We start from the raw sequence: 19,123 nt of genomic DNA on the forward strand, positions 1-19,123 counted from the left end.
CGGTACCACCCTTATTGACTATGTACAATAGTCCACTCGACATTCGTAACGGGAATGACGCGCCGTGGCCTACTCGTCTTCGGCACGGAACTCCGGGGTGATCTTCATTCTTTCGCTTATGCCGAGCTTCCACCGCCCTCGGCTCGCTGAAATAAGCTGATGAAAGAACTACTGTCCCCTTCATCGTTTTTCCATGTATAACTGTACTCGATATTATAGGCAATAACGATGCCGCTCGTCAAGACTCCGTTATTTCTTGTATCGCTTCATCGTCGAGCTTGTAGTCTAATAAATGATCCCAGTCACCGCTGTTTAACATATCGAGCTGCGCTTCAATTAACATTTTGAAGCGGTTGCGAAACACTTTCGCTTGTCGCTTTAACTCTTCGACTTCCATTGAAATTTTCCGTGTTTTCGCGAGCGCTTCGCTAATGATGCGATCGGCGTTTTTCTCGGCTTCTTTAATGATGAGCTTCGCCTCTTTTTGCGCGTTTCGCTTTACTTCTTCCGCTGTTTCCTGCGCGATTAAAATCGATTTATTCAACGTCTCTTCAATATTTGTAAAGTAGTTCAGTTTTTCTGTTAGCTCCTTTACCTTCTCCTCGAGCTGTTTTTTTTCGCGTAACACCATTTCATAGTCTTTAATGACTTGATCTAAAAATTCATTTACCTCATCTTCATCATATCCACGAAAGCCCCGGCTAAATTCTTTATTATGAATATCTAACGGCGTCAACGGCATGTGGTCCACCTCCATCTTATGTACGTACCGTGTTATTCGACATGTTTTGCGAAAATCCTGCTTTTATTTCGTTTTTTCGACAACGATGCGCCACTTTTCTTTTTTCGTTTGCCCTGCAATCGTCTTTAGCCGGCATCGTCCATGTTGCCGAAGCGATAATAAATCGCCTTCCCGACATTCAGCAGACGGTTCATCGACAACTTTCCAGTTCAATTTTGCCCATCCTTGTTCGATAAGCGTCTGCACTTTTTGACGTGACAGACGGAACGCTTGTGCGAGCACGGCGTCGAGGCGAAGAGAAGACACGGTAATCGTCTCTTCCTCCCACGTTTCAGCCACGACGCGCATCTCCGACAACGGACGTTGTTGCAACGAAACAGAAGCATTGCGAATCGACGTCATATTCATCTGAACAAACGAAGCGATGTCGGAAGCGACAACAAACTGAACGACGTCATCGGCAATGACAATATCGCCAAACTTCTCGCGTTTCACACCGAGCGATAAAAGCGCACCAAGTACGTCGCGATGTTCAATCGTCACAAATTTTTTCGGATAACGCACAGAAAATAATGTCAGTTCAAAATCATCTTCTGTTGGCTCAATATACGGCGGATATAAAAGCGCTCGCTTCCGTTCAGCAAGAGGACACCCGCCAATAAACGATACGTTCACGTCATCGTGATGTCCGACGACGGTGCGAACGATTTGTTGCTCGCGCGGATCTAAAAACGGGGTAAGTTTTAGACGATATTGCATAGTCACGAGCCGTTTCCATTCGCACACAAGGTCAATGAAATGATGCTCTTCTTTACGGAAATGTTGGTAAATGTTCATTACAATCCTCTGCTGATCATATCTAATAACCCATAAACGCCTGCTGTCGCAAAACGCAACACAAGCAAGGCGACAATTGGGGAAATGTCGATCATCCCAATGGGCGGAATAAAGCGGCGAAACGGCTCTAAATACGGTTCACAAATGGTGGCGAAAAACTGCCCGACCTTTGTGTCGCGCGCATTTGGAAACCAAGACATTAAAATGTAAACAATAATCGCATACGAATATACTTGAATGATTGTCGCAATAATATTTGCAATATGATACATTTTACCACCTCTTTATCGTTGAGTCATCGTCGGACATGACCGAAATTGAACCGCTCACATCGACGTTATCTGGCGTGCATAAAAAAATGGTCGAGCCGACTTGCTGAATGTCTCCGCCAATCGCATATACTGTCCCGCTTAAAAAGTCAACGATGCGGCGCGCTTGATCGCGGTCGACACGATGAACGTTGACGACAACGGCACGGCGATTTTTTAAATGGTCGGCAATTTCTTGCACTTCCGCATACACGCGCGGCTCAAATAAAACGACTTTTGAAGATTTTTGCACGCTTTGTAAACTGACGACATTTTGTTTTTGCTCAGCTTTCGGTTGTTGCACGACTTCTTCTTGTTCGTATTCATCATCTTCCCATTTTTCTTCATCTAAATCAAAAAAGTCACGAATTTTTTTTACAAATCCCATTTACTCCACCTCCTCTTCGCCTACAAGGCATGTACCAAGACGGACGAACGTTGCCCCTTCTTCGACTGCAATGACGTAATCGTTTGACATTCCCATCGATAACTCTGTGCAAGGAGCATGCGGCCATTGTTTTTCTTGCACACGCTCTTTTAGTTCACGCAACTTTCGGAAACAGCGGCGAATCGTCGCCTCATCGTCCGTATATGGCGCCATCGTCATCAGTCCAACGACTTCAATACGTGGAAAAGCCGATAATGTTTCAATAAACGGCAATACGTCTTCCGGCGCTAGTCCATGTTTCGACTGCTCACCGGAAACATTTGCCTGCACAAAACATTTGACCGGCCGTTTTGCGCGCTTATCGATTTCTTCCGCTAGCGAAAGACGGTCAAGCGAATGAATGTAATCGACGTAATCAATGATTTGCTTCACTTTTCTTGATTGCAGCGTGCCGATGAAGTGCCACGTCGCTTGCTTTCCAATCGCTTCATACTTGTGCAAAAAGCCGTCCGCACGACTTTCGCCTAAGTGAACAACCCCAACTTCCACCGCTTCTTTTGCACGCGCGACGCTCACGTACTTCGTCACCGCCACAATTTGAACGTCGAATACGTTTCGCCCTGTTTTTTCACACGCTTCGGCGATGTTGTATTGAATTGTTTGTAAGTTATGTTTGACAGACATATGATCACCTCCAGCCAATAAGCGCCATCATTCTTCCTGTTTTTCCACCGTCGCGACGATGGGAGAAAAATAATGATCGCTCACAGCTTGTGCAATACGATGAAACAGCTATTTGTGGGATCGGTACTCCTGCTTCTTGCAACAGTTGCTTGTTCATTTCTTTTAAATCTAGGGCGTACTGTCCCTTACTTGTTTCATTATAAAGAGATGAAGTGGAATTGGCTAGCGCCTTTTGGACGAATGTGATGACGCGATCATCGACAACGTAACAACATCGGCCGATCGATGGACCGATCACGACGTGAATGTCTTGTACAGCGACCCCTTCCCTCGTCCACCGTTTCACCATTTGTCCAGCGATATTATGGACCGTTCCTTTCCAGCCAGCGTGGGCTACCCCAATGAGCTGCTTGCTTGGCGCAAAAAAGTAAAGCGGAACACAATCCGCAAAACAAAGCGCTAAAGTTAGCTGCCGCTCATTTGTATATAGCCCGTCTGTATGCGGCAACGCAGTGTCGTACGTGCGCACTCCTTTACCGGCATGCGCTTTCGTCACTTTTTCTACATGTACACCGTGCACTTGATCCGCGCATACCCATCGTTCTACTGAGAGACCGAGCTTTTCCGCGACGATTGTTCGGTTTTTATATACAGCATCGCAATGATCTTGCACATGCATACCTACATTTAACGTAGCAAACGGTTCATGGCTCACCCCGCCTTGCCTCGTCGTAAACGCAACGATGACATGTTCCCATCCATCAAACAAAAGCAATTGTTCGCTCACTTGGCGAAATATTTCATTCATCGTTCGACATCCTTTGTACAATTTTATCACTTTTTTTCCTATTTTATCACACCTTGCCGAAAACGTGAATTATTCATCGCCATCTAGTCGAACGAGAATGACATCTGCACCAACTTTTACAATGTCGCGCCACGGAATAATCATTTCATCTGCCCGTCCAAATAAGCCGAGCACCTTTCCTGTCCCGATAATAATAATCGCCTCAATTTGGCCGGTCGTTAAGTTAATATCAATATCCCCTATATTCCCAAGCCGTTTTCCGTTCGCAACATTGACGACATCTTTTTGTTGTAGTTCAGAAATTTTTACCATGTTTCTCCGCCCCTTTCTTTTTTCTATCTACTATATGTATGCGCAAGCTGTTCGTTGTAGTCATATGCGCAAAAAAGCCCCCATCTGTTTTCGATGGGGGCGTCCATTACGATTGAATGTTTTTGTTCATTTGCTTAATCGCAGCTTTCTCTAAACGGGATACTTGCGCTTGGGAAATCCCGATTTCCTCAGCCACTTCCATTTGCGTTTTTCCTTGAAAAAATCGTTTACGAATAATCATTTTTTCCCGTTCGTTTAAGCGGCGTAACCCTTCTTTTAAAGCAATTTCTTCAATCCAATGGGTATCGCGGTTTTTTTCGTCGCTCAGTTGATCCATGACATAAATCGGATCGCCGCCATCGTTGTAAATCGGTTCGAATAACGAAACGGGATCTTGAATCGCATCGAGGGCAAACACAATGTCTTCGTGCGGAACGTCTAAAATTTTGGCGATCTCTTCTGCCGTCGGCTCTTTTGCTGTTTCAGTCATGATTTTCTCTCGAACTTGAAGCGCTTTGTACGCAATATCGCGCAACGAGCGAGAAACACGAATCGGGTTATTATCACGTAAATATCGGCGAATTTCACCGATAATCATCGGAACCGCGTATGTGGAAAATTTTACATTTTGACTTAAGTCAAAGTTATCAATTGATTTCATAAGTCCGATACAGCCTACTTGAAACAAATCGTCGACATATTCACCACGATTGTTAAATCGCTGAATGACGCTTAATACGAGACGTAAATTCCCATTGATCAGCTTTTCGCGTGCGGATACATCCCCCGCTTGCATTTGCCGAAATAATTCACGCATTTCTTCGTTTTTTAATACAGGGAGTTTCGATGTATCAACGCCACAAATTTCAACTTTGTTTCTTGTCATGTCTTTCCCTCCTTGCAGGAGATGCTGTCAGCTTTCAGTATCTCCTTTGAAGGGAAAAATATGCATTACATCATTTTGTTAAACTCTTTTCGCAATCGTTTAATAATTCGCTTTTCTAAACGGGAAATGTACGATTGGGAAATGCCTAGTAAATCGGCAACGTCTTTTTGCGTTTTTTCTTCACCTCCACTTAATCCGAAGCGAAGTTCCATAATTTGTTTTTCGCGTTCACTTAATTGATCGAGAGCGCGAAACAGTAGGTTACGATCAATATTTGCCTCTAAATCTTTCGTAATGACGTCATCTTCTGTCCCTAATACATCGGATAATAACAATTCGTTTCCATCCCAATCGATGTTCAGCGGCTCATCAAATGATACTTCAGAGCGCACTTTATTGTTTCGTCGTAAATACATTAAAATTTCATTTTCAATACAGCGCGACGCATATGTAGCGAGTTTAATTTTTTTCTCTGGATTAAACGTATTGACGGCTTTAATTAATCCGATCGTGCCGATGCTAATTAAATCTTCGATGTTAATGCCCGTATTTTCAAATTTTCGAGCAATATATACGACGAGGCGAAGATTGCGTTCAATTAATAGCGAACGTGCCGTTTCATCTCCGAAAGGAAGTTTTTTTAACAATAGTTCTTCTTCTTCTTTTGTCAACGGTGGCGGGAGCGCTTCACTTCCGCCGATGTAATAAATTTCATCCGCTTTTAGCCCTAATTTTCTCAACAGTTTGTACCATACATACATGAGGCGTAATTTGAACAGTTTCATAAAAAACCTCCTTCTATTTCGGCGCATGCGGCCGTATGATAATAATAATTACGAAGCTTGCGACATGACGATATGTGGGTGAACGATGCATTTATATTCTCCATCGGCGGAAAGCGTCGCTGGAGAAAAACCGATGAGCGCTTTATTGACGGACATCCATCGCTTATCGTCCAACCATTGCACATCGTCTGGCTTGATCGCAACTAACAGCTGCTGCTCGACGCCGACGGCACGATATGGAATAAAACGCATGCGGCTAACCCATTCGCTCGGTATGTCGTCTGTGTACACGCACTTATGAATCATTTGTAAAACAGCAGCAGGCAACATATGTGCGAACGGTTGCCATTCGACGATCATGACTGGGGTGTTTGTGAGCGGATCGCGCAGCTGATTTCCGCTATCGACTAATCCTTTTAATAATACCGTTTGTCCAAAGCATGTCACACGCACGTCAATGATGTGTTCAAACCGCAATTTTTTTTCGCGAATCGTTCCCATTTGCGCTTTCGATAACATCCATAAAACAGGAAACATCACGACGACAAACAACCAGCTAATCGAAGTCGAATGCGAAATCCAGCCGGATCGATACATTGTCAGTTCACTTTGCAGTAAAAAGTGAAACGCAACCATACCTCCCCCCATCACAAACGTGGCAAAATAAAAAGCAAGCACATTTTCAATAAAAAAACGAAAGCGAGAAAAGCCAAAACAAATCCAAACGATGAAAAAAGAAATGATGAGCTTTGTTACGATATGAGACATCATATAGGCAAAAGGAGTGAAAACGAGCAAGACGAGCAGCGAGCCGAATAACGCCGCAAGCATAAGCCGCCATAAACGAACGCGACGTTTTAACATGATTGCTGCAAGCCATAGCAACATCGCGTCAAAACAAAAATTTAATAACCATACAAGATCGGCATAAATCAGCGGCATCCCCTCCTTATCTTGAAACTAGTATATAGCACTTCTAATAGGAAAGTGTGTCAAACGATGACGTCATTTCTTTGGAGATTTTGTCACATCATAGAGGAAATAAAAAAACGCCCACGAGTCGTGAGCGTTTTTTTAACGGCGACGATTACGGTTGCGCAAAAAAGCTGGAATGTCGAGCGGATCTTCTACTTGTTGACTCCGTGTTGGCGAGTAGTCGATCGGCTCTTCCTTTTTCTCGCGTTTGGCGCTAACATTCGGTTTGACAACCGCTTGCCGCGTTGCTTTCGCTTGGTTCATTTCTTCGTTAAATCCCGTCGCAATGACAGTGACGATAATTTCATCTTTTAAGTTTTCGTTAATGACCGAACCGAAAATCATATTGACATCTTGGTCTGCCGCTGATGCGACGATATCGGCTGCTTCCTGCACTTCATACAAGCTTAAGTTCGTTCCGCCTGTAATGTTCATTAACACCCCTTGAGCTCCGTCAATAGACGTTTCTAATAGCGGGCTTGAAATCGCCTTTTTCGCCGCTTCGGCAGCGCGATTTTCGCCCGTCGCTACGCCGATTCCCATGAGAGCTGAACCTTTATTTGACATGATCGTCTTCACATCTGCAAAATCTAAGTTAATTAATCCCGGTACAGCAATCAAATCGGAAATGCCTTGGACACCTTGGCGAAGTACGTTGTCTGCTTCACGGAACGCTTCTAACATCGGCGTGTTTTTATCAACGATTTCCAACAAACGATCGTTTGGAATGACAATAAGCGTATCAACTGCTTCTTTCATCGCTGCAATGCCGCTTGCCGCTTGCATCGCGCGCTTTCTTCCTTCAAACGTAAACGGACGTGTAACGACACCGACTGTGAGCGCACCTAAATCGCGCGCAATTTGTGCGATGACCGGAGCAGCACCTGTTCCTGTTCCTCCACCCATACCGGCTGTGACGAATACCATATCTGCGCCTTTTAGCGCTTCTTCAATTTGTTCTTTACTTTCTTCCGCTGCTTTTTTTCCTACCTCTGGATTTGCCCCAGCACCTAACCCGCGCGTCAATTTTGCTCCAATTTGGAGCTTAATTGGCGCCTTCGATAAGTTTAATGCTTGGGCGTCCGTATTGACTGCAATAAATTCAACACCTTGCACCCCATGTTCGATCATGCGGTTTACAGCGTTGTTTCCTCCGCCGCCGACACCGATTACTTTAATTGTTGCTAACTGATCAACAGTCGTGTCAAACTCCAACATGACATAATCCTCCTAGCCATTCAAATTGTCATTCAAAAAAGTACCCGAAAAATTTCTTTACTTTATGACCTAAATGTTGTTCTTTTTGTTTCGTTTTCGCTGGCGCTTTTTGCACTTTCCTCTCCGCTTGGAAATCGCTTGCCGCTCCGGAAGAAAGAACAGGTATTTGCTTTCCTTGCAGTTTTGCATTTTTATAAGCAAATTGAATAAATCCGACACCGTTTGTATATTGTGGATCACGCACACCAATGTAGTCCGGCATCGCCACACGAACCGTATTTTCAAATATCGCCTCCGCAAGTTCTAATACACCCGGCATATTGACAGTACCGCCTGTCAGCACGTACCCGCCCGGCAAATCGCGAAATCCGCGTTTTCGAATTTCCGTTTGTGCCATATGCAAAATTTCTTCGACACGCGCTTCAATGATGTCAGCAATTTCTAATTGACTAAACTGTTGCTGCTGGTCGGTGCCAATGATCGGAACGCTAAACACTTCCTCATCGGAAGCAAGATCGTAAAAGGCATGTCCGTGTTTTAGTTTAATGCGTTCTGCATCTTCTGTCGACGTGCGCATACCAATCGATAAATCTTTTGTAATATGTTCTCCGCCGATCGGGAGCACGGTCGTCGCCTGCAAAAATCCTTGGTCAAACACAGCAACAGTCGTTGAACCGCCACCGATGTCAATGAGCGCAACCCCTAAGTTTTTTTCGTCTTTCGACAGCGCGATAGACGCCGCTGCAAGCGGTTGTAAGCAGACGTCAAGCACTTGCAATCCGGCGCGTTCAACACAGCGGAGCACGTTATGTAATGCCGTTTTCGATGCGGTAATCATAATGCCTTCCATTTCTAATCGAACGCCTAACATGCCGCGCGGATCGTTAATGCCATCTAGCCCATCGACGATAAATTGTTTCGGAATGACGTCGATAATTTCGCGCTCTGGGGGAATGGAAACGACTTGCGCTGCTTCAATGACGCGCGTAACATCTTCGTTTGTAATTTCTTTATTTTCGCTTGATACAGCGACAATCCCATGACACGGCTGAAGCTGAATATGATTGCCGTTTATTCCGACAATCGCGCCTTTAATCGTTACACCAACCATTCGTTCCGCTTGATCAACCGCACGTTTAATGGATTGCACTGTTTCATCTATATCAATAATTGAGCCTTTTTTCAGCCCTTGCGATTTCACATTGCCGACACCGATAATGTTTAGCTGATCGTTCATCATTTCACCAATGATCACTTTGACGCTGGATGTACCGATGTCAAGACTAACATAAAAATCATTGCTGTTCATTTTATTGGCACCCCCTTTACAAAATGAACGTTGCTATGTATATCAACACTATATTCCACATTTGAACAGCATTCCCTTTTTTACAAACGATTTTTTTGGCGGCTTTCTAACCATTTCGTTAACAAAATTCGGCGGATGACAGCGATGTTTTGAAACAGGCGCACACCGAACGCAAATACAGCTGCTAAATACAAGTCTACACCAAGATGCACACCGAGAAAAGCTAAACTTGTTGCTAAAATAATATTAAAAAAAAATCCAGATACAAATACGTGCTCATCGTAAATGTTTTGTAAATGGGCGCGAATGCCGCCAATCAGCGTATCAAACGCCGCGAGCACCGCAATCGATAAGTAGTTGGAATATTCGCTCGGAATGCGCCAATCTGTCAACAATCCGAGCAATATGCCGAGCACCAAAGCGAGCAATGGAAGCCACATCATGTTCACCTCCTACCGTCTTCGACCGCCTCCATATACTTCACACGCACCGTTCCATCGTACGGAGGAATAACCACCCGTTTTTGCGGTTCTGAAATAGTAAATAGTAAATTTTCAAGCGCAAAGTCATCGGCAATCGTCGATGCTTTTAATCGATTGTACAACTTCTCGGCATTCGTGGCGATGACTTTCACTTCAATCGGGAATGTTCGAAGCGGATATGTATCGATTTTTGTGACGCCGTTAATATCGCGAATCACAGTTGTATTGACGATACGTTGTCCGGCGATGCTCATTTGTTCTGCTCCGTACATATTGAGTTCATTAAGGAGTCGGCGAAGCAAATCGGCAGACACCGTATCATGGACAGGACCGACGTATGACTCATCATACATTTGCTCGATATAAAGCACAACGCCCTCGCCAATGACTTCTGTTAATCCCGCCTCTTTTTTTAATTCCTCCAACGTTTGTCGAAGAACAGCTCCCTTGCTTTCTGAACGTTGCTGCTCATATTTTTCAATCGTTTCTTCGTATTTTCGTATTTCGGTTAATAGTTGCTCATGTAGTTCTTGTTCTTTTTTTAAATCTTGCCGTATTTCCCATATGTCACGTGTATCGCGTACGTCTGGTTCATGGCTCGTTTGAAACTGGATCGCCAACATAAGCCCGATAACGAACGATACAAGCGTAAAATGCCATGTTGTTTTCCGCGCCAACCTCGCCCCCTCCTTTTTATTTTTGCATGAGCGGCTCCATTGTAATTTCCGATTTTTCCACAATGTCAACAACAATATGATCGCCCGTCAGTTGATCTTTCACGCCGCCAGCGATCGTTAACGCTGGAATTAATACGTTCGGATCTCCAATCGCTTGAATGACAAATGGGGCTGGATGTTGCGTACCATCAATTTCAATGACCGGACCGTTACAAACGATATATGAACGATGCGACAACCGTTGGCCATTAATGGAGATAGCGGATGCACCGGCAATCCATAGTTCGTTGACAACTTGAAATACGTGTTGCTCATGGACAATATAATTGGTCGCGTTTGCTTCGGAAGGAATGTATGAAGCGTCAGCTAGCGTCACTTCTACCCCTTTTCCTTTCACTTTTACTTTTCCAAGATACATGCGCAACCGTTCCGCATCTTCTACGAGATTAAAATAAACTTGCTCTTCGCTCGCCAACTCTTTTTCGATGGCGCGAACGCGCTGTTGCTTAGCGAACAATTGAGCTTGCAATTTTCGGTTTTGTTCTTGTTGTTCAATGAGCTGTCGTCGATATTCGTATTCTTTATTCCATTGCCTTTCAAGCTGACGGTTGGCTGTTTCTTTTTTCGTCATTTGATAAGAGAACGCCAGCATGAACCCTAAAACTAAACAGACGAACGATAAAACGACGTGGCTACCGTTCATTTTCATCGTTGTTTTCATTCCCTTCATCCGTTTCGTATGGCTTGAAATATGTGCTCATCCCTAGATGAAGAACACCTTTGATCCCCGGCTGCAACTGACGAACGATCGAAGGATAATGAGCGATTTTTTCCGCGAAACGATCGACGGTAGCACTGACTTCTATGCCGTCATTCATATAGACGGTAATATGCCTTGGATCAGATGGGCTTGGGGTATGATGAATTTCCGAGATGAGGCTTAAAATCGAATTTGGCGTGTTGGCCAGCTGGGAAGCTATATCTTGGATAGCCTCTCCTTCTTTCCATCCGATTAAAATCGGTGCATCGCTCGGAACGGCTTGCTTGACATGCGTCAGCACTTTTCCATTATCTAAAATCGGCAAAAATGAACGGTTGTCCAAAATGTAAGCGATGCGCTTTCGTTCAACGACAGCGATGTCGATGCGATTCGGGATTCGTTTTTTTACACTCACTTCTTTCACTTCTGGATGTTGCTTTACTCGCTGCTCAATCTCATCTTTTTTCACTTTCCAAAAGCTCGTGTTTGTCGTCACACCGCTCAATTCAATAATGTCTTCAGAAGAAACGTGGTTGTTTCCTTCGACGTGGATAACCGAGACGTTGCTAAGCGGCGATTGAGCATAAATGACACCTAACAAAAGCATAAAAAATAAAGAAATGTATATGATTAGTAGGCGATTCGCACGTTGCCTTCGCTGCTCTTTTAGTTTTGGTACACGTTCCTCAAGAACGACAACTTTTCCTTTTTCCATGTCCTCCACCTCGGTCGATGGACCAAATCAAAATAACAAGAAAACTAACGGCGCACGATCGCAACCGTTAGTTCATTGTTTTCACTTCCATTATAGCATAATATAGAAAAAATTAGGATGGGGAAAATGTATTACTTCCGTCCGATTATTTCAACTTCTGTTTCTAATGAAACGCCGTATAAGTCATCAATCGTCTTTTTTACGTAATCAATGAGCTGAAGGACGTCGCTTGCCGTTGCTCCGCCGGCATTGACGATAAAATTCGCATGTTGTTCGGAAATTTTCGCCCCGCCAATCGCATACCCTTTTAATCCTGCCTTTTCAATTAACTGCCCGGCGTAATGCGGCAACGGGTTGCGAAAAATACTTCCCGCACACGGATAGTTCCACGGTTGTGTTTCGCGGCGGTAATCTTTATTTTTTTGCATCGCTGCGACAATTTCGTCGCGGTTGCCTTTTTTCATCTCAAGCGTTGCAGCCACGCAAATACCTTTTCGCTTTTTTTGTAAAACGGACGTACGGTACGAAAATTCCATTTGCTCATTCGTTAGCCATTCGATCGTTCCGTCTTCAAATAAAATTTGCGCTTTTTTCACGATGCGCGACATATCTGAACCGTGAGCGCCCGCATTCATATATACCGCCCCGCCGACCGTTCCCGGAATCCCCCCTGCAAACTCAAGTCCAGACAATCCTTGTTTACTAATGACTGTCGCGAGCTTAATGAGCGAATAACCGCCACCGACAGTCACTTCTGTATCATCAATGTGTAAATCATCTAACCCTTCACCAAGCTTGATGACGACCCCTTCAATTCCGCCGTCTAATACAAGCAAGTTCGAACCGCGACCGATCGCGCGCCACGGTACGTTATATTTTCGCACGATGTCGATCGTCTTTTTTAACCCATCTATATGTTTCGGTTCAACAAAAAGGTCAGCAGGGCCGCCGATTTTCATTGTCGTATGGCTCGCCATTCGCTCGTTCTCTTTCACCGTTCCAACATTCGCTTGTTGTAGCTCTTCACGTAGTTTTTCCAATGGGTTACCTCCTCTACCTGTTTCATATATCGTATGCAAACTATGAAATCGTCTCCACCATGACGCGATATAAACGTTGTGCTGCATCGCGAATGCCTAATTGAAACGTCGCTTCTTTCATGCTCGCTAACGTTTGTTCATCTAATAAAATGCGGTCGATATCTTCAAGTAAACGCGCACCTGTCAATTCATGTTCTAAGCGAACGATGGCCGCTCCTCTTTTTTCTAGTGCTCGCGCATTTTTTTCTTGATGGTTGTTCGTCACATATGGGCTCGGAATTAAAATGCTTGGAATGCCTAACGCTGTAATTTCTGCAAGCGTCGTTGCCCCCGCACGAGCCACGATCACATCTACCCCTGCCAATACTTCTGGCATGTTATGAATGAAGGGACGAATGATGACGTTCGCCGGGTTCCCGACATCGCTTACCGCTTTTATTACTTTATCATAATGAACGTCACCTGTAACATATAAAAATTGGTATGGCTTTTGTTCTGCTTCGCGGAGCACTTGTAAAAATGCTTCGTTAATCGGACGTGCCCCTCGGCTTCCTCCGACAATTAACACCGTTTTTTTCTGCTCCGCTAATCCAAGCGACCGTTTCGCTTCCCGCCCGTCTTTCCCTACGACTTCTGATGCGCGCGGGTTCCCTGTTAACACTACTTTTTCTTGTGGAAAATATTGCTTCGCTTCTTCAAAACAAATAGCTACTTTATTCGCATAGCGGCTTAAAAATTTGTTCGTCAGCCCAGGAATGCTATTTTGTTCATGAATGATCGTCGGTATATCTAATTGCGCTGCCGCATAGACGACAGGGCCGCATACGTAACCCCCTGTACCGAGCACGACGTCCGGTTTATATTGTTTCAATAATTTTTTGCATGTTCGCACACTCTTTACAAATTGAACGATCGTTTTCACATTTTCAAATGAAACGCTTCGCTTTAATCCGCTAATGTCAATCGCGTAAAACGGAATGTTTTCCCTTGGAACAATTGTACTTTCTAATCCTTTTTTTGTCCCGATATATAATACATCCACGTCGGGATGTTGCTTTCTTACTTCATGAATAAAAGAAAGTGCAGGATAAATGTGACCCCCTGTACCGCCACCACTCACTACAATTTTCATCGGTTTTCCCCCTCTCGAAAGTAACAGAAGAAGCTGACTTCCATGAAGTCAGCCTTTAATATCGTGCGTAACGACTAATGTTCAACAGCACGCCAATCGCCATTAACATAAGCGTCAGCGACGATCCGCCGTAGCTTAAAAATGGCAGCGTAATGCCTGTGACCGGCATGAGCCCTGTCACTACCCCAATATTAATCATCACTTGAATCGCAATCATCGCAATAATGCCGACAGCTAAAAAGCTGCCGTATAAATCAGGCGCCCCTAAAGCGATGCGAATGCCGCGCCAAAGCAATAAGCTAAAAAGAAGCAAAACGAGCGAACCGCCAATAAACCCAAGCTCTTCAGCTAAAATAGCGAAAATAAAGTCTGTTTGTGGCTCCGGTAAGTAGAAAAACTTTTGACGGCTTTGACCTAACCCGAGACCGAACAATCCGCCCGGACCGATCGCATAAAGCGATTGGATGATTTGAAAGCCGCTCCCTAGCGGATCTTCCCACGGGTTTAAAAATGACGTGATGCGCTTAATACGATACGGAGCGGATAAAACGAGCCCTGCGAACCCTACCAATCCAAGCAGGCCAAGAAGCACAAAGTGGCTTATGCGCGCTCCAGCGACAAAAATCATGACGACGCACGTGCCGACCATCACCGTTCCCGTTCCTAAATCCGGCTGCAACATAATCATGCCAAAAGCAATAAATACGAGCAACAACGATGGCAACAACCCTTGCTTAAAGGACGCAATTTTTTTTTGATTTTCAGATAAATATTTCGCTAAAAAAGCAATCATCGCCATTTTCATAAATTCCGACGGTTGAATGGAAAACGCGCCGACACCGATCCAGCTGCGCGACCCGTTGCGCACCATGCCAACGCCTGGAATTAAGACGAGGACGAGAAGAATGAAGCAAACGATGAGCAATACTTTCGCCCACGTTCGCCACGTCCAATAGTCGATGTTCATGAAAAAAAACATCGCAACGATACCAACCGCCGCAAATAGCAGCTGACGCTTCGCAAAGAAAAACGAATCGTGAAACTTGTAGTCAGCCCAAATCGCGCTTGCACTATACACCATAATAAGCCCAATTGCCAACAACGAAAACGTGATGATCATTAATAAAAAATCAGGTGCAGACTTTTTTCCATGCAATGCGGAACACCTCAATTTACTTAAATTTCGTCTTATTTAAGCTTATGCACCGCATGTACAAACATGTCCCCACGCTGTTCGAAAGTTTTATATTGATCCCAACTTGCACAAGCTGGGGATAATAAGATGACATCGCCCGGCGACGACCATTCATATGCGGCAAAAGCTGCTTGTTCCACATTATCGACACGTTTCACTTGCTGTATTCCTGCTTCGCGCGCCACACGTTCAATTTTTGGCGCCGTTTGTCCGAACGTAATGACAGCTTTTACATGATTGAGATATGGCAATAGTTCATCAAACTCGTTGCCGCGATCTAAGCCGCCGGCAAGTAAAATCACAGGCTCGTGAAATGCGCTTAACGCCTTTTGGGTAGCTAACACGTTCGTCGCTTTCGAATCGTTATAAAACTTTCTTCCGTTTATTTCAGCGACAAACTGCAAGCGATGTTGAACGCCTGTAAACGTCGTTAAAACGCGGCGAATCGAATCATTGTCTGCACCTGCTAGCTTCGCTGCCGCAACAGCTGCTAATATATTTTCGATGTTATGTGCTCCTCGTAACGCCACATCTCGGACATCGATCATTCGCTCATCATGAAAATAAATCGCCCCTTCTTTAACTGACGCCCCATACGATAATGGCGCTGTCGCAGAAAACGGAACTTTACGTGCTCGGCTTTTTTCAGCTAAACGCATAACGATCGGATCATCGGCATTGACGACAGCATAGTCCGTTTCCGTTTGGTTTTTAAAAATGTTTCCTTTCGCTTCCGCATACGCCTCTTTCGTTCCGTGATAGTCTAAGTGGGCGTCAAAAATGTTTAACAACACGGCAATGTGCGGACGAAAATGAATCGTCCCAAGCAGTTGAAATGAAGATAATTCCATGACGATGACATCGTCTTTTGTCGCTTGCTTGGCGACTTCGCACGCTACCGTTCCGATATTTCCCGCGATGAGCGGACGGCGTTTTGCTTCTTGCAACATATGAAAAATAAGCGTCGTCGTCGTTGTTTTTCCGTTTGAACCGGTAATGCCGATAATTGGCGCTTCTGTCGTTTCATACGCAATTTCTACTTCTGTGATGATCGGCAACTGCTTTTCAATCGCCTTTTGAACAAGCACGTTCGTATATGGAATGCCGGGATTTTTCACGACAAAATCAAATGGCTCGTCAAGCAATTCGAGCGGATGCCCTCCACATATGAGACGAATGCCGAGCGATTGTAGTTCACGTTTTTCTTGTTCACTCGGTTCATTTCGATCGTTAACGACAACATCCGCCCCGAGCTCACGTAGACGTTTCGCTGCTGCTAATCCGCTTTTTGCTAAACCTAAAACGAATACTTTTTTTCCGTTATACATTATAGCGACACCTCAATGTAAATTCCTAATATAGCAAACAATAATCCAACTGCCCAAAACGTCACGACAACGCGCCATTCAGACCAACCGATCAACTCGTAATGGTGGTGTAACGGACTCATGCGAAACACGCGTTTCCCTGTCGTTTTGAAGGAAATGACTTGAATGATGACAGACAACGTTTCGATAACGAACACGCCGCCGATAATAGCTAACAATATTTCGAGCTTTGTTAAAATCGCAACGGCTACAATTGCCCCTCCAAGCGCAAGCGAGCCGGTATCGCCCATAAACACTTTCGCGGGGTGGGCGTTAAATACGAGAAATCCGAGCACCGCACCGACGACAGCGACGCTAAAAATAGCAACATCGTATTGCCCTTGATTCCATGCTAATACAGCATACGCCCCAAACGCGATCGCCGCCGTTCCAGCAAGCAGGCCATCTAATCCGTCTGTTAAGTTGACCGCATTCGAACCGCCGACAAGCATAAAAATGATTAACAAAATGTAGGCAACCCCTAAGTCGAACGAATAATCTGTTCCTGGAATCGCCACGACGGTTGAAATGCCATGACGTTGAAAGAAAAAGTAAAATACGAGCGCGATAAGCAATTGCCCAGCTAGTTTTTGTTTGCTCGTCAAACCGAGATTGCGCTTCATAACGACTTTAATGAAATCATCAATAAAGCCGAGCAAACCGTAGCCAACCGTCACAAACAGCAGCAAATACGTTTGCGCCGTCCGCTCAAAAAAGATGTCGCTCATAACGAGCGTAGCAACAGAAAGTGAAATTAAAATCATTAATCCGCCCATCGTCGGTGTACCTGATTTTTTTTGATGAGATTTCGGCCCTTCTTCGCGAATGCTTTGCCCAAATTTTAATCGTCTTAAAAACGGAATGAAAATTGGCGATAGCACAACCGTAATGATAAAGGCAAGCCCCGCCGTGAATAAAATGACTTTCTCGTTCATGATCGTTGCACCCTTCCTCATCTCCTATTTATCTTTTCTTCGTTGAATAGCTTCACGTGCGACGACACGATCATCAAAGTATAACACGTTTTTACCGATGATTTGATACGTCTCATGTCCTTTTCCTGCAATTAAAACGACATCGCCTTCTTCGGCTTGCTCTATCGCATATGTAATCGCTTCTTTTCGATCGACAATACATACGACATCTTCTGTTACTCCTTGTTTCATGTCGTTTAAAATAGCGATTGGATCTTCAGAGCGCGGGTTGTCAGATGTAAAAATAGGCACATCGCTATATTGAACAGCGACTTGCGCCATCAATGGCCGTTTCGTCCGATCGCGATCCCCACCGCAACCAACAACGACAAATATGCGCTTTTTCGCGAATGGGCGAATCGTTTGGAGCACATTTTGTAAACTATCTGGCGTGTGGGCATAGTCGACGATAACCGTAAACGGTTGACCCGCATCAACGACTTCAAAGCGACCCGGAACGCCTTCCATGTCGGCGATCGCCTCAACAATCGTCGCAAGCGGAATGTTTGAGACGAGACACGCCCCCACCGCAGCTAATAAATTATATACATTAAACATGCCGATAAGCTTTGTTGTTACTCGTACCGTTTCCATCGGCGTGACAAGCTGAAACGTCGTACCGTTTGTCGTCATTTCAATTTGTTTCGCCATAATATCACTTTTTTGATGAATCCCATACGTCACAACAGTAGCGGCTGTGCTTTTTTTATATTCTTCGGATGCCGCATCGTCGGCGTTCAATACTGCAAACTTTGGACGGCTATGATCGAAACGGTTGCCAAGTTGGGCGAACAACAGCCCTTTCGACCAACGATAGTGATCCATCGTTTGATGGTAGTCTAAATGATCTTGCGTTAAGTTAGTAAACACAGCGACATCAAAATCGCAGCCGTGCACTCTGCCCATATGTAGCGCATGCGATGATACTTCCATGGCAACGATGTCGACATCGGCATCAACCATTTTACGAAACATTTTTTGCAAAACGAGCGATTCAGGTGTTGTATTCTTTACATCATACGTTTCATCGCCAATTTTCATGTTAATCGTACCGATGAGCCCGATTTTTTTTCGAGCGTGACGACATATACGTTCAATGAAATGCGTCGTCGACGTTTTTCCGTTCGTCCCTGTCACGCCGATTAAATGAAGTTGATGCGTCGGCTGACCGTAAAACGCATCGGCGAGCACCGCTAATGCTCGGCGGCTATCGTTTACATAAATAACCGGAACAGGCAATGTGAGCGGTCTTTCTGCCACGACAGCAACCGCTCCGCGCGCGACAGCTTGCTCAGCAAAGTCGTGACCGTCTACTGTAAATCCTTTGATGCATACAAATAATGAACCTTGTTTCACTTCTCGTGAATCCATTTCGATCGATGTAATCGTCGGATTTTCATTCGTATGCGGGGTAAAGCGATGTAAATAACGAAGCAATGTTTGTAACTTCATGCCGATCGTCCCTTTCTTTTTTCTTACTGTAGATGAGCAATTTTTATAACAATAATTACCATAAAAAGAGACAAACA

The 19,123-nt window shown here is 44.6% G+C and carries 22 protein-coding genes and 1 other annotated feature; all 22 genes read right to left on the reverse strand.

Annotation, left to right across the window (positions count from 1 at the left end; genetic code table 11):
- Window positions 1-193, reverse strand: a binding site (T-box leader). This feature is flagged as partial in the annotation.
- Between the two features lie 45 nt (window positions 194-238).
- Window positions 239-742, reverse strand: coding sequence for a DivIVA domain-containing protein (locus V7Z64_RS04945; RefSeq protein ID WP_003395054.1), 504 nt, complete (start codon window positions 740-742; stop codon window positions 239-241).
- A gap of 63 nt (window positions 743-805) precedes the next feature.
- Window positions 806-1,579, reverse strand: coding sequence for a YlmH family RNA-binding protein (locus V7Z64_RS04950; protein WP_297990876.1), 774 nt, complete (start codon window positions 1,577-1,579; stop codon window positions 806-808).
- Window positions 1,579-1,851: a YggT family protein gene (locus V7Z64_RS04955; protein WP_297990875.1), complete on the reverse strand. Its 273-nt coding sequence runs from the start codon at window positions 1,849-1,851 to the stop codon at window positions 1,579-1,581. Before V7Z64_RS04955 ends, V7Z64_RS04950 begins: the two co-directional genes overlap by 1 nt.
- 1 nt (window position 1,852) lies before the next feature.
- Window positions 1,853-2,275 (reverse strand): cell division protein SepF, encoded by a 423-nt coding sequence (locus V7Z64_RS04960; RefSeq protein WP_297990874.1) that lies wholly within the window; start codon window positions 2,273-2,275, stop codon window positions 1,853-1,855.
- The gene (locus V7Z64_RS04965) at window positions 2,276-2,959 is read right to left on the reverse strand and encodes a YggS family pyridoxal phosphate-dependent enzyme (RefSeq protein WP_297990873.1); all 684 of its coding nucleotides are present in this window, start codon (window positions 2,957-2,959) and stop codon (window positions 2,276-2,278) included.
- A 4-nt stretch (window positions 2,960-2,963) separates the two neighbouring features.
- A complete protein-coding gene (pgeF, locus tag V7Z64_RS04970) occupies window positions 2,964-3,767 on the reverse strand; it encodes a peptidoglycan editing factor PgeF (protein WP_297990872.1) in 804 nt (267 codons plus the stop codon).
- Window positions 3,768-3,836: 69 nt separating this feature from the next.
- Window positions 3,837-4,079, reverse strand: a complete 243-nt coding sequence (locus V7Z64_RS04975; RefSeq protein ID WP_006321471.1) for a YlmC/YmxH family sporulation protein — start codon at window positions 4,077-4,079, stop codon at window positions 3,837-3,839.
- Window positions 4,080-4,185: 106 nt separating this feature from the next.
- Window positions 4,186-4,965 (reverse strand): RNA polymerase sporulation sigma factor SigG, encoded by a 780-nt coding sequence (gene sigG, locus V7Z64_RS04980; RefSeq protein WP_297990871.1) that lies wholly within the window; start codon window positions 4,963-4,965, stop codon window positions 4,186-4,188.
- Window positions 4,966-5,030: 65 nt separating this feature from the next.
- Window positions 5,031-5,750, reverse strand: a complete 720-nt coding sequence (gene sigE, locus V7Z64_RS04985; RefSeq protein WP_297990870.1) for an RNA polymerase sporulation sigma factor SigE — start codon at window positions 5,748-5,750, stop codon at window positions 5,031-5,033.
- A gap of 48 nt (window positions 5,751-5,798) precedes the next feature.
- Complete coding sequence (spoIIGA, locus tag V7Z64_RS04990) at window positions 5,799-6,692, reverse strand: sigma-E processing peptidase SpoIIGA (protein WP_297990869.1); 894 nt, start codon at window positions 6,690-6,692, stop codon at window positions 5,799-5,801.
- 132 nt (window positions 6,693-6,824) lie between these two features.
- Window positions 6,825-7,943: a cell division protein FtsZ gene (gene ftsZ, locus V7Z64_RS04995; protein WP_297990868.1), complete on the reverse strand. Its 1,119-nt coding sequence runs from the start codon at window positions 7,941-7,943 to the stop codon at window positions 6,825-6,827.
- A 28-nt stretch (window positions 7,944-7,971) separates the two neighbouring features.
- The gene (gene ftsA, locus V7Z64_RS05000) at window positions 7,972-9,252 is read right to left on the reverse strand and encodes a cell division protein FtsA (RefSeq protein WP_297990867.1); all 1,281 of its coding nucleotides are present in this window, start codon (window positions 9,250-9,252) and stop codon (window positions 7,972-7,974) included.
- A gap of 80 nt (window positions 9,253-9,332) precedes the next feature.
- Window positions 9,333-9,692, reverse strand: coding sequence for a small basic family protein (locus V7Z64_RS05005; protein WP_297990866.1), 360 nt, complete (start codon window positions 9,690-9,692; stop codon window positions 9,333-9,335).
- Window positions 9,693-9,697: 5 nt separating this feature from the next.
- Window positions 9,698-10,357 carry a DUF881 domain-containing protein gene (locus V7Z64_RS05010; protein ID WP_297990877.1) on the reverse strand — a complete coding sequence of 220 codons (660 nt, stop codon included), beginning with the start codon at window positions 10,355-10,357 and terminating at the stop codon, window positions 9,698-9,700.
- Between the two features lie 70 nt (window positions 10,358-10,427).
- Window positions 10,428-11,141: a DUF881 domain-containing protein gene (locus tag V7Z64_RS05015; protein ID WP_297990865.1), complete on the reverse strand. Its 714-nt coding sequence runs from the start codon at window positions 11,139-11,141 to the stop codon at window positions 10,428-10,430.
- The gene (locus V7Z64_RS05020) at window positions 11,104-11,886 is read right to left on the reverse strand and encodes a cell division protein FtsQ/DivIB (protein ID WP_297990864.1); all 783 of its coding nucleotides are present in this window, start codon (window positions 11,884-11,886) and stop codon (window positions 11,104-11,106) included. The genes V7Z64_RS05015 and V7Z64_RS05020 overlap by 38 nt, the downstream gene beginning before the upstream one ends.
- Before the next feature lie 131 nt (window positions 11,887-12,017).
- Window positions 12,018-12,926, reverse strand: coding sequence for a UDP-N-acetylmuramate dehydrogenase (gene murB, locus V7Z64_RS05025; protein WP_297990863.1), 909 nt, complete (start codon window positions 12,924-12,926; stop codon window positions 12,018-12,020).
- A 40-nt stretch (window positions 12,927-12,966) separates the two neighbouring features.
- Window positions 12,967-14,058: an undecaprenyldiphospho-muramoylpentapeptide beta-N-acetylglucosaminyltransferase gene (gene murG / locus V7Z64_RS05030; RefSeq protein ID WP_297990861.1), complete on the reverse strand. Its 1,092-nt coding sequence runs from the start codon at window positions 14,056-14,058 to the stop codon at window positions 12,967-12,969.
- A 55-nt stretch (window positions 14,059-14,113) separates the two neighbouring features.
- Complete coding sequence (gene spoVE, locus V7Z64_RS05035; RefSeq protein WP_442885034.1) at window positions 14,114-15,178, reverse strand: stage V sporulation protein E; 1,065 nt, start codon at window positions 15,176-15,178, stop codon at window positions 14,114-14,116.
- Window positions 15,179-15,246: 68 nt separating this feature from the next.
- On the reverse strand, window positions 15,247-16,581 hold the full coding sequence (gene murD / locus V7Z64_RS05040; protein ID WP_297990858.1) for a UDP-N-acetylmuramoyl-L-alanine--D-glutamate ligase: 1,335 nt from the start codon (window positions 16,579-16,581) through the stop codon (window positions 15,247-15,249).
- Window positions 16,581-17,555, reverse strand: a complete 975-nt coding sequence (gene mraY, locus V7Z64_RS05045) for a phospho-N-acetylmuramoyl-pentapeptide-transferase (RefSeq protein WP_003395093.1) — start codon at window positions 17,553-17,555, stop codon at window positions 16,581-16,583. The genes murD and mraY overlap by 1 nt, the downstream gene beginning before the upstream one ends.
- 24 nt (window positions 17,556-17,579) lie before the next feature.
- Window positions 17,580-19,046: a UDP-N-acetylmuramoyl-L-alanyl-D-glutamate--2,6-diaminopimelate ligase gene (locus tag V7Z64_RS05050; RefSeq protein ID WP_297990857.1), complete on the reverse strand. Its 1,467-nt coding sequence runs from the start codon at window positions 19,044-19,046 to the stop codon at window positions 17,580-17,582.
- Window positions 19,047-19,123 lie beyond the last annotated feature (77 nt).

The organism is Anoxybacillus sp., assembly GCF_036834105.1.
Lineage (GTDB): Bacteria > Bacillota > Bacilli > Bacillales > Anoxybacillaceae > Anoxybacillus.

Excerpts from the sequence above, each read along its gene's own strand:
- sigG (WP_297990871.1), bottom strand. The coding sequence starts at position 4,965 with ATGACAAGAAACAAAGTTGAAATTTGTGGCGTTGATACATCGAAACTC.
- V7Z64_RS05015 (WP_297990865.1), bottom strand. The coding sequence starts at position 11,141 with ATGAAGGGAATGAAAACAACGATGAAAATGAACGGTAGCCACGTCGTT.
- ftsZ (WP_297990868.1), bottom strand. The coding sequence starts at position 7,943 with ATGTTGGAGTTTGACACGACTGTTGATCAGTTAGCAACAATTAAAGTA.
- spoVE (WP_442885034.1), bottom strand. The coding sequence starts at position 15,178 with ATGATCATCACGTTTTCGTTGTTGGCAATTGGGCTTATTATGGTGTAT.
- V7Z64_RS05005 (WP_297990866.1), bottom strand. The coding sequence starts at position 9,692 with ATGTGGCTTCCATTGCTCGCTTTGGTGCTCGGCATATTGCTCGGATTG.
- spoIIGA (WP_297990869.1), bottom strand. The coding sequence starts at position 6,692 with ATGCCGCTGATTTATGCCGATCTTGTATGGTTATTAAATTTTTGTTTT.
- V7Z64_RS05020 (WP_297990864.1), bottom strand. The coding sequence starts at position 11,886 with ATGGAAAAAGGAAAAGTTGTCGTTCTTGAGGAACGTGTACCAAAACTA.
- V7Z64_RS04950 (WP_297990876.1), bottom strand. The coding sequence starts at position 1,579 with ATGAACATTTACCAACATTTCCGTAAAGAAGAGCATCATTTCATTGAC.
- pgeF (WP_297990872.1), bottom strand. The coding sequence starts at position 3,767 with ATGAATGAAATATTTCGCCAAGTGAGCGAACAATTGCTTTTGTTTGAT.
- V7Z64_RS04965 (WP_297990873.1), bottom strand. The coding sequence starts at position 2,959 with ATGTCTGTCAAACATAACTTACAAACAATTCAATACAACATCGCCGAA.
- V7Z64_RS04955 (WP_297990875.1), bottom strand. The coding sequence starts at position 1,851 with ATGTATCATATTGCAAATATTATTGCGACAATCATTCAAGTATATTCG.
- mraY (WP_003395093.1), bottom strand. The coding sequence starts at position 17,555 with ATGAACGAGAAAGTCATTTTATTCACGGCGGGGCTTGCCTTTATCATT.
- murG (WP_297990861.1), bottom strand. The coding sequence starts at position 14,058 with ATGAAAATTGTAGTGAGTGGTGGCGGTACAGGGGGTCACATTTATCCT.
- V7Z64_RS05050 (WP_297990857.1), bottom strand. The coding sequence starts at position 19,046 with ATGAAGTTACAAACATTGCTTCGTTATTTACATCGCTTTACCCCGCAT.
- V7Z64_RS05010 (WP_297990877.1), bottom strand. The coding sequence starts at position 10,357 with ATGTTGGCGATCCAGTTTCAAACGAGCCATGAACCAGACGTACGCGAT.
- V7Z64_RS04975 (WP_006321471.1), bottom strand. The coding sequence starts at position 4,079 with ATGGTAAAAATTTCTGAACTACAACAAAAAGATGTCGTCAATGTTGCG.
- V7Z64_RS04960 (WP_297990874.1), bottom strand. The coding sequence starts at position 2,275 with ATGGGATTTGTAAAAAAAATTCGTGACTTTTTTGATTTAGATGAAGAA.
- V7Z64_RS04945 (WP_003395054.1), bottom strand. The coding sequence starts at position 742 with ATGCCGTTGACGCCGTTAGATATTCATAATAAAGAATTTAGCCGGGGC.
- murD (WP_297990858.1), bottom strand. The coding sequence starts at position 16,581 with ATGTATAACGGAAAAAAAGTATTCGTTTTAGGTTTAGCAAAAAGCGGA.
- ftsA (WP_297990867.1), bottom strand. The coding sequence starts at position 9,252 with ATGAACAGCAATGATTTTTATGTTAGTCTTGACATCGGTACATCCAGC.
- sigE (WP_297990870.1), bottom strand. The coding sequence starts at position 5,750 with ATGAAACTGTTCAAATTACGCCTCATGTATGTATGGTACAAACTGTTG.